Annotated in this window: 14 protein-coding genes and 1 other RNA gene; 12 read left to right on the top strand and 3 right to left on the bottom strand. The window is 73.3% G+C overall.

Annotated elements, in window-relative coordinates; translation table 11 throughout:
* Window positions 1-37: 37 nt before the first annotated feature.
* From AOM07_RS01370 to ssrA, 3 genes are all read left to right on the top strand, one after another.
* Window positions 38-622 carry a TetR/AcrR family transcriptional regulator gene (locus AOM07_RS01370; RefSeq protein ID WP_062310631.1) on the top strand — a complete coding sequence of 195 codons (585 nt, stop codon included), beginning with the start codon at window positions 38-40 and terminating at the stop codon, window positions 620-622.
* A gap of 69 nt (window positions 623-691) precedes the next feature.
* Window positions 692-1,465, top strand: a complete 774-nt coding sequence (locus tag AOM07_RS01365; RefSeq protein ID WP_062310628.1) for a nucleoside phosphorylase — start codon at window positions 692-694, stop codon at window positions 1,463-1,465.
* Window positions 1,466-1,530: 65 nt separating this feature from the next.
* Window positions 1,531-1,899: a transfer-messenger RNA gene (gene ssrA, locus AOM07_RS01360) on the top strand.
* Window positions 1,900-1,952: 53 nt separating this feature from the next.
* Here the strand turns inward: ssrA and AOM07_RS01355 are convergent.
* Window positions 1,953-2,390, bottom strand: coding sequence for a hypothetical protein (locus AOM07_RS01355; protein ID WP_156171737.1), 438 nt, complete (start codon window positions 2,388-2,390; stop codon window positions 1,953-1,955).
* A 445-nt stretch (window positions 2,391-2,835) separates the two neighbouring features.
* Between AOM07_RS01355 and AOM07_RS01350 the strand changes: the two genes are divergently transcribed.
* Window positions 2,836-3,819, top strand: coding sequence for a calcium/sodium antiporter (locus AOM07_RS01350; protein WP_062310622.1), 984 nt, complete (start codon window positions 2,836-2,838; stop codon window positions 3,817-3,819).
* A gap of 58 nt (window positions 3,820-3,877) precedes the next feature.
* On the top strand, window positions 3,878-4,741 hold the full coding sequence (locus AOM07_RS01345; RefSeq protein WP_084830008.1) for a formate/nitrite transporter family protein: 864 nt from the start codon (window positions 3,878-3,880) through the stop codon (window positions 4,739-4,741).
* 10 nt (window positions 4,742-4,751) lie between these two features.
* Here the strand turns inward: AOM07_RS01345 and AOM07_RS01340 are convergent, their stop codons facing one another.
* Both AOM07_RS01340 and AOM07_RS01335 read right to left on the bottom strand, forming a co-directional pair.
* The gene (locus tag AOM07_RS01340) at window positions 4,752-5,780 is read right to left on the bottom strand and encodes a fatty acid desaturase family protein (protein WP_084830078.1); all 1,029 of its coding nucleotides are present in this window, start codon (window positions 5,778-5,780) and stop codon (window positions 4,752-4,754) included.
* Between the two features lie 197 nt (window positions 5,781-5,977).
* Complete coding sequence (locus AOM07_RS01335; protein ID WP_062310616.1) at window positions 5,978-6,847, bottom strand: VOC family protein; 870 nt, start codon at window positions 6,845-6,847, stop codon at window positions 5,978-5,980.
* Between the two features lie 138 nt (window positions 6,848-6,985).
* Here AOM07_RS01335 and AOM07_RS01330 point away from each other — a divergent pair, with 138 nt between their 5' ends.
* The 7 genes from AOM07_RS01330 (at window position 6,986) to AOM07_RS01300 (ending at window position 12,211) form a co-directional block, all read left to right on the top strand.
* On the top strand, window positions 6,986-7,747 hold the full coding sequence (locus AOM07_RS01330) for an ABC transporter ATP-binding protein (RefSeq protein ID WP_062310613.1): 762 nt from the start codon (window positions 6,986-6,988) through the stop codon (window positions 7,745-7,747).
* On the top strand, window positions 7,729-9,318 hold the full coding sequence (locus tag AOM07_RS01325; RefSeq protein ID WP_062310610.1) for a hypothetical protein: 1,590 nt from the start codon (window positions 7,729-7,731) through the stop codon (window positions 9,316-9,318). The genes AOM07_RS01330 and AOM07_RS01325 overlap by 19 nt, the downstream gene beginning before the upstream one ends.
* 85 nt (window positions 9,319-9,403) lie before the next feature.
* A complete protein-coding gene (locus tag AOM07_RS01320) occupies window positions 9,404-9,661 on the top strand; it encodes a DUF3039 domain-containing protein (protein ID WP_228374366.1) in 258 nt (85 codons plus the stop codon).
* 36 nt (window positions 9,662-9,697) lie between these two features.
* Window positions 9,698-9,985, top strand: coding sequence for an ATP-dependent Clp protease adapter ClpS (gene clpS, locus AOM07_RS01315; protein ID WP_062310604.1), 288 nt, complete (start codon window positions 9,698-9,700; stop codon window positions 9,983-9,985).
* Window positions 9,982-10,614: a DUF2017 family protein gene (locus AOM07_RS01310; protein WP_062310601.1), complete on the top strand. Its 633-nt coding sequence runs from the start codon at window positions 9,982-9,984 to the stop codon at window positions 10,612-10,614. The genes clpS and AOM07_RS01310 overlap by 4 nt, the downstream gene beginning before the upstream one ends.
* Window positions 10,611-11,432 carry a glutamate racemase gene (gene murI, locus AOM07_RS01305; RefSeq protein WP_062310598.1) on the top strand — a complete coding sequence of 274 codons (822 nt, stop codon included), beginning with the start codon at window positions 10,611-10,613 and terminating at the stop codon, window positions 11,430-11,432. The genes AOM07_RS01310 and murI overlap by 4 nt, the downstream gene beginning before the upstream one ends.
* Window positions 11,429-12,211, top strand: a complete 783-nt coding sequence (locus AOM07_RS01300; RefSeq protein WP_062310595.1) for an MBL fold metallo-hydrolase — start codon at window positions 11,429-11,431, stop codon at window positions 12,209-12,211. The genes murI and AOM07_RS01300 overlap by 4 nt, the downstream gene beginning before the upstream one ends.
* Window positions 12,212-12,243: the final 32 nt, after the last annotated feature.

The raw sequence follows: 12,243 nt of genomic DNA, 5'->3' as shown, positions 1-12,243 counted from the left end.
CTTGGTGAACCGGGTGCCGAGGTGCCACAATCGCCGCGTGGACGCACGCATCGTCAAGACCCGGAGACGCCTGCAGGAGGCGCTCTTCGCGCTCGCGCGCGAGCGCGGCGTCGACGAGGTGTCGGTGAGCGACATCGCGGCGCGTGCCGGCGTCAACCGGAGCACGTTCTACCAGCACTACTCCGACAAGGAGACGCTGCTCGCGGATGCGCTCGACCTCTTCGCGGAGGAGGCCGGCGCGAGCCTCGAGTCCATCGAGTTCGGCTCCGACGAGCCGCCGGAGGCCCTCGTGGTCTTCCTCCGCCACATCGAGCAGAACGCCGACCTCTACGCGCGCGTCTTCACCGAGCCCGGCTACGGCGCGGTGCTGTCCCGGCTGCGGGCCAACGCGCGCGACGCGATCCGCGACCTCGCGCCGGCGGCCGAGCCGATCGTGCCGCGCTCCGTCCCGGTCGACGTGGTCGCCGCCGGCATCACGGGACTCGTGCTCGGCGTCATCGGGGAGTGGCTCACCATGGCCGACCGCCCGCGGGCGGACGATGCGGCGACCTGGATCTGGCGCATCGTCGCCGGCTTCCCCTCGGTGCGCGCGGGCAACGCCCCCGAAACACCCGCGGGCTAGCATCGGCCGCACGCAGGCCCTCCGCTAGGGGCGGGCCCCGCTCCTCGGGTCCTGCGCCGGAGACCGCTCATGTCCGAGCCCACCATCGTCGACAAGTCCACCGCGGGGATCGATGCCCGCCAGTACCACGTGGGCCTCGCGCCGGGGGAGGTCGGCACCGTCGCCCTCCTGCCGGGCGACCCGTTCCGCGTGCCCATGATCGCCGAGCACCTCACCGACGTCACCGAGGTCGCCCACCGCCGCGAGCACCGCACCATGACCGGGTACTACAAGGGCCGGCTCATCACCGCGACCTCCACCGGCATGGGCTGCCCGTCGACCGCCATCGCGGTCGAGGAGCTCGCGCGGGTGGGCGTCACGTCCTTCATCCGGGTGGGCTCGAGCGCGGCGCTGCAGCCCGGGATCGAGCCCGGCGACCTGCTCGTGTCGGAGGGATCGCTGCGCAACGACGGCACGACGGCCGCGTATGTGCACCCGGGCTTCCCCGCGGTGCCCGACCTCACCATCGCATCGTCGCTCCGCGAGGTGGCCGAGGAGCTGGTGGAGGGCACCGGTCGCGGTCTGTTCTCCGGGATCAACGCGACCGACGACGCGTTCTACGCCGAGGGTCCGGAGTGGATCGCCGAGCTGTCGCGGATGGGGATCCTCAACGTGGAGATGGAGAGCTCCGCGATGTACGTGGTCGCACGGCTGCGGGGCCTGCGGGCGGGCATGATCTGCGCGTGCTCGTCGAACCTGGTCGCGGGCGCGAGCCTGTACTCGGAGAAGAACGCCGCGCTCAAGGACGGCTGGCATGCGTCCATCGAGGTCGCGCTCGAGACCGCGGTGCGGCTGGAGCTCTAGGGTGCCCGCCGCCCGGGTCTTGGGCGGTGTCGGTCGTCCCGGTAGACTGGTGTCATAACTGCACAGGGGATGATCGGTTTCGACGTGTGTTTACTTCCGAAGGGAAGCGGGCCGAGAACGCAGGGTTATCTCGTTAACGACCCCTGCAAACCAATAGGTGCCGATTCCAAGCGCACCGACTTCGCCCTCGCTGCCTAAGCGAGCGCCATGAAGTCCGTCAGCCCGGGGGTGTTCCCGACCCGGATCCTGGCGTCGACTAGGGAACTTGCTTCAGCCCTTCGTCACCGGGGGCTGCGGGACTCTTAGATGACTGGGCCCGCTCACCACCTGCCTGATGGTGGGTGAGGGGCCGAGAAAACCTTCTTCAGGCTGCGCCCGGAGAAGACTTCGGTTTGGACATGCGGACCCGGGTTCGATTCCCGGCATCTCCACGGTTGGCGAAAGCCCTCGACGCCCTCGCGGCGCCGGGGGCTTTCGCGCGCCCGGGCTACCCGTCCTCGACCGGCTCGCCGTCGATCGAGACGACCCTGGCGATCGCGAAGTACTCGTCCTTGTCGGGGCAGCGGCCGCGCATCTCGTCGTAGTCCTCGCCCGAGACCCACTCCCCGGCGAGCTCGACGTGCTCGTCGCGAGCGATCGCGATGGGCCCGTCGGGAGCGGGGCCCATCAGATGGTTGCCGTTGGGCCATGACGATGCGAGGTGGCCCGCGATGAGCGCTGCCGGTCCATCCTCCGTCGCGACCGAGAAGCACTGGTGCCCCCAGGACTCCTCCGACACGAGCGGCCCCTCGATCACCGCGGACTCGGAGGCGGTCACGCCGTCCGGGAGGTGCGGAGTCGCGGCCCCCTGGTCGGCGACGGCGCACCCGGCGAGCGCGAGGACCGCCACGGCAACCGCTGCGCGCCGCGCTGCTCTCGGGTGCATGTGGGCACTTTAGCAGGGGTGACAGCAGGTTTGAGGGGTGCCTTGCGCGACGGGGTGACGAACGCCGAAGGGGGCCGGGGCGTGAGCCCCGACCCCCTCCGTGAGGTGATGCGTCAGCCGGCGAAGGTCGCGAGGACCTGGTCCAGCGTCACGCCCTTGTACTTCGTCTGCGGCGTCGGCACGTCGGCCACCGTCGGGTTGCGCACGAGGAAGTTGCACTCCACGAACGCGAGGTCCTCGCGCTGCTCGAGCTGGGGCTCACCGACGGCTCGATCGCGAGCCGGACCGGGGTGTCGCTGCGGACCGTCCAGCGGCGCGTGCGCGAGCTCATGGACCGCGCCGACGTGGAGACGCGGCTCCAGCTGGGGGTCGCCGCGGTCCGCAAGGGATGGCTCTGACGCGCGGCGCCGGCATCGGGGCCGCCGGCCCTCACTAGGCTCGGACCATGACGGCGGCGATCCTCGCGACCCTCCTGGGTCTCGCCGCACTCGCCTGGAGCGCGGACCGCTTCGTCGCCGGCGCCTCCGCGGTCGCGATCCACCTCGGCATGGCGCCGCTGCTCGTCGGCATGCTCGTCGTCGGCTTCGGCACCTCCGCCCCCGAGCTCGCCGTCTCGGCCTTCGCCGCGGCCGGCGGCAACCCCGAGATCGCGCTCGGCAACGCCATGGGCTCGAACATCGCCAACATCGGGCTCATCCTCGGCACGACGGCGCTCATCATCCCGGTGATCGTGCATCGCGGCGTCCTCAGCCGCGAGCTGCCGATGCTCCTCGGCGTCTCGCTCGTGCTGGGGCTGACGATGCTCGACGGGAGCATCTCGCGCCTCGACGCCGTGGTGCTCCTGCTCGTGCTGGGGGCGCAGCTCGCGTGGTCGATCGGCGCCGCGCGCCGCCGCCCGGGCGAGCCGGAGGAGGAGCTCGCCATCGAGGTCGAGGAGCGGGAGGCACGCGAGGAGCGCGCCGGCATGACGCGCCGCGCCGCGTGGGGGTGGACCATCGGCGGCATCGTCCTGCTCCTCGCCGCGTCGCGCGTGCTCGTGTGGGGCGCCGTCGGGATCGCGGAGCGCCTCGGCTGGTCCGACCTCGTCATCGGCCTCACCATCGTCGCGATCGGAACCTCGGCACCCGAGCTCGCCGCCGCGGTCGCGGCCGCCCGACGGCGGGAGACCGAGCTCGTGCTCGGCAACGTCATCGGCTCGAACATCTTCAACACGCTCGCCGTCGTCGGCCTCGCGGCCCTCATCGCGCCCATGGCGGTCGACCAGGAGGCCGTCACCCGCGACCTGCCGGTCATGCTCGCGATGACCGGCGCGCTGCTGCTCATGGCGTACCGCCCCGGCGACCACGGCCGCATCAGCCGCCTCGAGGGCGGCGTGCTGCTGACGGCGTGGATCGCCTACACCGGCATGCTGGTGCTCACCGCCGGATAGGCGCGCGCCGGGACCTCCGTACCTGCTCCGACGCCGATGCCGCGCTTACCGTGGACGCGTGCTGACTCTCCCCGAAACCGTCGACGTCCACGCGAAGGCCGCGCACGCCAAGGCGACGCTGTCGCGCACCCCGCTGCGGCTCGTGGTGTCCGCGATGCTCGCCGGCATGTGGATCGGCATCGGAGACGTCCTCATGTGGTCGGCCGCGGGCCCGCTGCACGTCGACGGCAACCCGTTCGAGAAGCTCGTCGCGGGCAGCGTCTTCGCCGCGGCGCTCACCATCGTCGTCTTCGCGGGCTCGGAGCTCGCGACGAGCGCGATGATGATCCTCCCGCTCGGCGCCGTGCGGCGCACCATCTCGTGGCTCCGCGCCGGCGGGGTGCTGCTGGGGATCTTCTTCGCCAACATGCTCGGCGCCTTCGCGTTCGCCTGGGTGATCATCCAGACCGGCATCCTCGGGCACGGGCCGGCGGGGGAGTTCGCCGTCGACACGCTCGCCGGCAAGATCGCGCACACGCCCGCCGAGCTGTTCTGGCGCGGCGTCATGTGCAACGTCCTCGTCTGCGTCGCGATCTGGGCCGCCGCGCGCCTCAAGAACGAGGTCGCCAAGGCCGTCATCATCTTCTGGGGCGTGCTCGCCTTCATCGCCTCCGGCTTCGAGCACGTCGTGGCGAACATGACCACGTTCGCGATCGGCCTGCTGAGCGGCGGCGACGTGACGTGGGGCGACTTCGCCACCAACATGACCTTCGTGGGCCTGGGCAACCTCGTGGGCGGCGCGATCGTCATCGGCTTCGCGTACGCCTACGTCGCCGGCAGGTTCTCCCGGGCCGATGCGGCGGGCGCCGAGGCCCTCGTCGAGGAGCCCGAGCCCGTGGTCGCCAACGCGGAGGCCGACTTCGCCTCCGCGTCCAGCCGCTGACCGCTCCCGGTCAGCGCCCCATCGCGACGCGCTCGGGGCAGTCGAACGGGTCGCGCGCCGCGAGCCCCACGCGGTTGAGGTACGCGATCACGATCCCGTAGGACTCGAGCAGCGTGGTCTCCGTGTAGGGGATCCCGAGCGTCGCGCAGTGCTCGCGCACGATCTCCCGCGCGCGGCCCAGGTGCGGCCGCGCCATCGACGGGAACAGGTGGTGCTCGATCTGGAAGTTGAGCCCGCCCATGAGGATCGACATCGCCCACCCGCCGCGGATGTTGCGGCTGGTGAGGACCTGCTTCGACAGGAAGTCCAGGCGCTCGTCGCGGCCGACGATCGCCATGCCCTTGTGGTTGGGCGCGAACGAGGCGCCCATGTACACGCCGAACACCGCCATCTGCACGCCCACGAACGCGAACGCCATGCCGAGCGGCAGGACCAGGAAGACCGGCACGAGGTAGAGCCCGAAGTGCAGCGCGATCGCGGGCAGCTCCGTCCACCGCTGGCGGCGCGTGCCGCCCGTGATGAGCGACGCGATCGAGCGGTAGTGGAGGTTGAGCCCCTCGAGCGTGAGCAGCGGGAAGAACAGCCAGCCCTGGCGCCGCGTGATCCAGCGCAGCGGACCGCGGGCGCGCGCCGCATCGTCCTCGAGGAAGGAGATGGTGTCGCGCTCGATGTCGGGGTCCTTGCCGACGCGGTTGGGGTTGCCGTGGTGGCGCGTGTGCTTGGTCATCCACCACTGGTGGCTGATGCCCACCACGAGCGTGGAGAGGAACCGGCCGAGGCGGTCGTTCGCGGGGCCGGACGCGAGCACGGTCCGGTGCGACGCCTCGTGCCCGAGGAACGCGACCTGCGTGAGCACGATGCCGAGGCCGGCCGCGATGAGCAGCTGGAACCACGAGTCGCCGAGCAGCACGAAGCCCGTGACGAGGCCGCCGAGCGCGAGCGCGAGCGCGGCCCCGAAGCCGGCGTAGAAGCCGTATGCGCGGCGCATGAGCCCGGTGTCGCGGATGGTCGCGGACAGCTCGGCGAACGACGAGGTCATGCGGTTGAGGGGGAACGATGCGGGCAGGCGCGGCGCGTCTGTCATGGGTCTCCAGGGCTCGTGCGGGGACTTCTCAGCCGAGTCGAGCACGGGCGACCGTGCCGTCGATGCCGCCACCCTACGCGACCGTAGGTTAGGTGTCACGGGGGCGCGCCCGATCGACGGTCAAGCAGGGATGACGATGTCTGCGGCGCGTGTCAGCCGCCGACGGTCATGCGGATCTCGGAGCCCCACGGGTCCCGCACGGCGACCGTCCGGCCGTCGTCCTCGACCGGCGTGCCGCGGTGGGCGAGGCGCTCGCGGAGCGCGCCCAGGTCGTCCGCCGTCGGCAGCACGATGTCCATGGTCCCGAGCCCGAGCGAGGCGGCGCGCGGGCCCGCACCGCGCGAGTTCCACGTGTTGAGCCCGACGTGGTGGTGGTACCCGCCGGCCGACACGAAGAGCGCCGAGCCCATGTCGAGCACCTCGTCGAAGCCGAGCGTGCCCACGTAGAAGTCCTTGGCGGTAGGGATGTCGCCCACCTGGAGGTGGACGTGGCCCACGCTCGCGGCGACGGCCGGCGCCTTCGCCTCCTCCTCGGTGAGGTGCGTGCGGAGGAAGCCGTTGACGTCGAGGTGCTCGGTGCCCATGAGGGGGCGCCCGGCGGCGTCGCGCGCCCACGCGGTGCGCGGGCGGTCGAAGTAGAGCTCGACGCCGTTGCCCTCGGGGTCGTCGAAGTAGAACGCCTCGCTCACGAGGTGGTCGGCGGCGCCGGTGTACGAGCCGGGCGCGGCCTGGGCGACGCGCAGCACCGCGGCGGCGAGGCCCTCGCGCGAGTCGAACAGCACAGCGGTGTGGAACAGGCCCGCGCCGCGGCGGTCGAAGCGCGGCAGGCCGCGGGTGGGGGTGAGGACCACGGTCGCGACGCCGCCGCGGCCCAGCACGTGCCGGTCGCCGTCGACGCGGATCTGCTCGAGCGCGAGGACGTCCCGGTAGTACGCGAGCATCGTGCCCAGGTCGTCGACCCGCAGCTCGACGGGTCCCATCCGGGTGTCCGCCGCGATCCGGTCCTGCTGTGACGGGCTCATGCGCTCTCCTCGCGTCGTTCGTGGCCACTTTGGTTGTAGCGTTAACTATATTGCATCGGCCGGCATTCCCGCCCCTGCCGCCGCCGCCGCGTCACCGCTCAGGCAACGCGCCTGGAAGCACGGCGATACGCTGACGGGGTGACCACCGTCCCCGCGCTGGCCCTGCGAGGGCTCACCAAGCGCTTCGGCTCCACGCTGGCGGTCGACCGCGTCGACCTCGACATCCCGGCGGGGTCCTTCTACGGCGTCGTGGGGCCCAACGGCGCCGGCAAGACCACCACCCTGTCGATGGCGACCGGGCTGCTCGAGCCCGACGCGGGCTCGGTCGCGGTGCTGGGCGTCGACCTGTGGTCCGCGCCCGAGGCGGCCAAGCCGCTGCTCGGCGTGCTGCCCGACGGGCTCCACACGTTCGACCGGCTCACGGGCGCCGAGCTCATCTCGTACGCCGGCCGCCTGCGCGGTCTCGACCGCGACACCGTGCGCGCCCGCCGCGACGACCTGCTGGCCGCGCTCGACCTCGAGGACGCCGGCTCGGTGCTCGTCATGGACTACTCGGCGGGCATGACCAAGAAGGTCGGGCTCGCGTGCGCGCTCGTCCACGCGCCCCGCGTGCTCGTGCTCGACGAGCCCTTCGAGGCCGTCGACCCGGTCTCCGCGGGCGCGATCCGGCGCATCCTCGCGGCCTTCGTCGAGTCCGGCGGCACCGTGGTGATGTCCTCGCACGTCATGGCGCTCGTCGAGCGGCTGTGCGACCACGTCGCCGTCGTCGGCGCCGGCCGCGTGCTCGACGCCGGCCCGCTGGGCGACGTGCGCGGGGGAGGGGACCTCGAGGAGCGCTTCGTCGCGCTCGTCGGGGACGTCCGCGACCAGCGGGAGCTCACGTGGTTGCGACAGTCGTAGGCATCCGCCTGCGCACCACGCGCCACCTGCTGCGGCGCGACTGGTGGCGCGCCGTCGTGCTGGGGCTCGGGCTGCTGTGGGCGCTCGCGATGCTGCCCACCGTGCTCATCGCGCAGGCGGCGCTCGCGGGCCAGGACGCCGGCCTGCGGGCCGATGCGCTGGTCGCGCTCACCGCGGTCCTCTCGCTGGGCTGGGCGACGGTGCCGCTCGTGGTGTCCGGCCTCGACGACACCCTCGAGCCGGCGCGCTTCCGCTCGCTCGGGATCCCCGCCCGCACGATCATGCCGGGCCTCGTCGTCGCGGCCTTCCTCACGCTGCCCGCGCTCTTCTTCGCGCTGCTGCTCGCGATCCTCGGGCTGTCGTGGCGCGGCGAGGGCGCCGGCGTGCTGCTCGTCGCGCTCGTGGGCCTCGCGCTCATGCTCGCGTCGATGGTGATGGGCGCGCGCGTGAGCGCGGCCTGGGCCGCCCGCCTGCTGTCCTCGCGCCGCGCCAAGCTCGCGACCGCGACCGCGATGGTCGTGGGGCTCGCCGCGATCGCGCCGGTCGCGCTCGTGCTCTTCCGCGACGGGCTCACGGCCGTGGTGGGCGAGGACGTCGAGATCCTGCTGAGCCGCCTCGCGGACTCGCCGCTTGGGGCCGGGGCCGCGGCGCCGCGCGCGGCGGCCGACGGCGACTGGCTCGGCGCCGCCTGGCGGCTCGCGGTCCAGGCGGGCTGGGCGCTCGCGCTGCTCGCCGTGTGGCAGCAGAACGTCGCGCGCAGCCTGGTCGCCCCGCTCGGGCGCGGCGGCGGGGCCCGGCGTCACCACGACCGCGTGCTCGACCCGACCCGCACGCTCGCGACGCCGCGCGACCCGGCCTCGGCCGCGGTCCACGCGAGGCTCGCGCGGGCGTGGACGTCGGACCCGCGCTACCTGGCCTCGCTCGCGGGCGTGCTGCTGCTGCCGGCCTTCTTCTTCGCGCTCGTCATGCCGGTGTTCGACCTCGACCGCCGCTGGGCCTACGTGGTGCCGCTCATGCTCGCCGCGACCATCGGGTGGGGGCGGCACAACGACGTCGCCTTCGACTCGACGGGGCTGTGGCTCGACGTGGTGTCCGGGCGGCTCGGCCGCGAGGTCATGGGCGGGCGCCTCGCGGCGGCCGCCGGGTGGGCGCTGCCGGTGGTGCTCGCCGCCGCCGCCGGCACCGTGCTGTGGACGGGCCGCTGGCAGGACGCGCCGGGGCTGCTCGGTGCGTGCGTCGGCGTGCTCGGCCTCAGCCTCGCCGTCGCGGCGGTGAGCGCGGTGCTGCTCCCGTACCGCGCGCCCGCGCCGGGCGCCAGCCCGTTCGGTGCCGAGGTCGGGGCGGTGGGCGCGGGCCTCGCCGCGCAGCTGGCCTCCTCGCTCGTCGCGATGGGGCTCGTGCCGTTCGTGGTGATCCCGTTCGTGCTCTCGCTCACTCTCGCGCCGGCATGGGGGTGGCTCGCGTGCGCGGCGGGCCTCGTGTCCGGCATCGGCGGCTACATCGGCGCGCTGCGCCTCGCGGGCGCGCTCTACGACCGCCGGTCGGGACGCCTGCTCGCCGCCGTCGCCTGAGCCACCCGCCGCATCGTCCCCGGGGGCATGTCCGGGCGCGGGCGGCGCGCGTACCATGGTCCGCATGAGCGAGACCCTTGAGCCGATGACGCAGCCCCAGGGCGGCACCGCGACGATCGAGCGGACCGACACCAAGGAGCTGGTGGAGCCCGGCGACGCCGAGCGCTTCGCGCACTACGTCAAGAAGGAGAAGATCCTCGAGTCGGCGATGTCGGGCGAGCCCGTCATCGCGCTGTGCGGCAAGGTGTGGGTCCCCGGGCGCGACCCGAACCGCTTCCCGGTGTGCCCGGCGTGCAAGGAGATCCTCGACGCCGCGTTCGGCTCGGACGACGACGGCGAGTAACGCCGTTCCGGCCGGTCCCGGCCTTACCCTTGAGCCATGGGGACCCGGGAGCAGCTCGACGCGCAGGCGGGCGTGGGCACGCGTGCGCGTGATCCCTGGGTGACGATCGTGTGGAACGATCCCGTCAACCTCATGAGCTACGTCACGCGGGTGTTCCAGGAGTACTTCCACCTGCCCCGCCACGAGGCCGAGGCGCGGATGCGCGAGGTCCACGAGAACGGCCGCTCGATCCTGAGCGCGGGCAGCCGCGAGCAGATGGAGGTGCACGTGCAGGCGATGCACTCCTACGGGCTCTGGGCCACGCTCGAGCGGAGCGCCAGGTGAGGGGATTCGCGGAGCGGGACGGCGCCGCCGTCGCCGCCCTCGACGAGGACGAGCGGCTCGTGATCGCCCGCATCGTCGCGGACGTCGGCCTGCTGCTCGGCGGCGAGGACTTCGGCGCCGAGCGCCATTCGGGTCTGCCGCATCGCGAGGACCTCGCCGAGGCGCTCGCCTTCCTGGACGCGCTCGCGGACTCCCCGGCGGAGCCCGACGACCCGGCGCTGCTGCGCCTGCTGCCCAACGCCGCGCCCGAGGACCGCGAGGTCGCCGAGGAGTTCCGCCGCCTCACCCAGGACGACCTGCGCGCGTCCAAGCTCGCGCGGCTGCGCCGCATCTGGGACGAGTTGAGCGCCGACGGCGGCGAGTGGGTGGTGCCCGCCGAGGACGTCATGGCCACCGCGGCCGCCCTCACCGACGTCCGCCTCGTCCTCGCATCCCGGCTCGGCCTCGAGCGCGACGAGGACGCCGAGACGCTCCACGAGGAGATCGCGCGCGCGAGTGCGGCGCTCGAGCAGGCGTCGCCCGCCGAGGTGGGGATCGACCCCGAGCGGCTGTGGCTCGGCATGGTCTACGACGCGCTCACGTGGCTCCAGGAGTCCCTGGTGTCGCTCACGCTAGGAGGAAGTCGATGAACGACGCGCCGATCGGCGTGTTCGACTCGGGCGTGGGCGGCCTCACCGTCGCCCGCGCGATCATGGACACCATGCCGCACGAGTCCGTGCACTACGTGGGCGACACCGCCCACGGCCCCTACGGGCCGCTGCCCATCGCGGACGTCCGGCGCCACGCGCTCGACATCATGGACGCGCTCGTCGCGGACGGGGTCAAGACCCTGGTCATCGCGTGCAACACCGCCTCCGCCGCGGTCCTGCGCGACGCGCGCGAGCGCTTCTCCAAGGAGCGCGGCGTCCCGGTCGTCGAGGTCATCATCCCGGCCGCCCGCCGCGCCGCCTCGCTGTCGCGCACGCGCCACGTGGGCGTCATCGGCACGCGCGCGACCGTGACGTCCGGCGCGTACGAGGACGCCCTTGCCGCCGCGCCGGACATCCAGGTGACCAGCCAGGCGTGCCCGCGCTTCGTCGAGCTCGTCGAGGCGGGGGAGACCTCCGGCCCCGAGGTCCTGCGCGTCGCCCACGAGTACCTCGAGCCCCTCCAGGAGGCCGGCGTCGACACGCTCATCCTCGGCTGCACGCACTACCCGCTGCTCGCAGGCGCGATCGGCTACGTCATGGGCCCCGACGTCACCCTCGTGGACTCGGCGTCCGAGACCGCGCTCGACGTGTACCGCGTGCTCGCCGCCAACGGGCTCGAGACCTCGGCGTCCGCGCCGCCCACCCACCGGTTCTACGCCACCGGCCCGCGCGACCGCTTCGAGGCCCTCGCGCAGCGCTTCCTCGGCCCCGTTGTGACGCAGGTCGAACCCCTTCCCACCGTAGGAGCGGCCTCATGAGGCTCACCGTCGTCGGCTCGGCCGGCTCCACCGCCGGGCCCGAGTCGCCCGCCTCCTGCTACCTCGTCGAGGCGGAGGACGCCGACGGCCGCACGTGGCGCATCGTCCTCGACCTCGGCTCGGGCGCGATCGGCCCGCTCCAGCGCCATTGCGACCCCGCGCGCGTCGACGCCGTCGTCGTCTCCCACGGCCACCCCGACCACTGCGCCGACCTCGCCGCGCTGTCGGTCCTGCGCCGCTACGGCCCCGCCAAGGACGCGGGGCTGCCGCCGCTGCCGCTGTACGGCCCGGCCGGCCTCGATGACCGCATCCTCGAGATCGCCGGCGGCGGCGACCGCACGGACCTCGAGCCCTTCGCGTTCATGCCCGTCGAGGCGGACGATGCGGTCGAGGTCGGCCCGTTCACGCTCACCTTCGCGCGCGCCTGGCATCCCGTCCCGGCGAACGCGGTCCGCGTGGCCGGCCCGTCCGCGGCGAACGACGAGGCGGTGCTCGTCTTCACGGGCGACACCGACCGCTGCGACGAGGTGCTCGCGCTCGCGCGCGACTGCGACGTGCTGCTGGCGGAGGCCGGCTGGGCGCACTCGCGCGTCAACCCCGAGGGCGTGCACATGAACGGCACGCAGGCGGGCACGCTCGCGCGCGACGCCGGGGTGGGCGAGCTCGTGGTGACGCACGTGGCGTCGTGGGTGGACCCTGCGCCCACGCTCGAGCTCGCGGCGGTCGCGTACGGGGCACCGGTCTCGCTCGCGGTCCCGGGCCGCACCGTGGTCCTTTAGCGGCTCCCCGGGGACCTCTCCACGCAGGCCCG

This window comes from Demequina rhizosphaerae, assembly GCF_000971255.1.
Classification (GTDB): Bacteria; Actinomycetota; Actinomycetes; order Actinomycetales; family Demequinaceae; genus Demequina; species Demequina rhizosphaerae.
Note: the sequence above shows the minus strand (reverse complement) of the source record. Positions and strands in the feature narration are given on the sequence as shown.

Bases quoted from the DNA above. Each gene is read 5' to 3' on its own strand.
- AOM07_RS01335 (WP_062310616.1), bottom strand. From the start codon at position 6,847: ATGAGCCCGTCACAGCAGGACCGGATCGCGGCGGACACCCGGATGGGA.
- AOM07_RS01320 (WP_228374366.1), top strand. From the start codon at position 9,404: ATGACGCAGCCCCAGGGCGGCACCGCGACGATCGAGCGGACCGACACC.
- AOM07_RS01300 (WP_062310595.1), top strand. From the start codon at position 11,429: ATGAGGCTCACCGTCGTCGGCTCGGCCGGCTCCACCGCCGGGCCCGAG.
- clpS (WP_062310604.1), top strand. From the start codon at position 9,698: ATGGGGACCCGGGAGCAGCTCGACGCGCAGGCGGGCGTGGGCACGCGT.
- AOM07_RS01350 (WP_062310622.1), top strand. From the start codon at position 2,836: ATGACGGCGGCGATCCTCGCGACCCTCCTGGGTCTCGCCGCACTCGCC.
- AOM07_RS01355 (WP_156171737.1), bottom strand. From the start codon at position 2,390: ATGCACCCGAGAGCAGCGCGGCGCGCAGCGGTTGCCGTGGCGGTCCTC.
- AOM07_RS01340 (WP_084830078.1), bottom strand. From the start codon at position 5,780: ATGACCTCGTCGTTCGCCGAGCTGTCCGCGACCATCCGCGACACCGGG.
- AOM07_RS01365 (WP_062310628.1), top strand. From the start codon at position 692: ATGTCCGAGCCCACCATCGTCGACAAGTCCACCGCGGGGATCGATGCC.
- murI (WP_062310598.1), top strand. From the start codon at position 10,611: ATGAACGACGCGCCGATCGGCGTGTTCGACTCGGGCGTGGGCGGCCTC.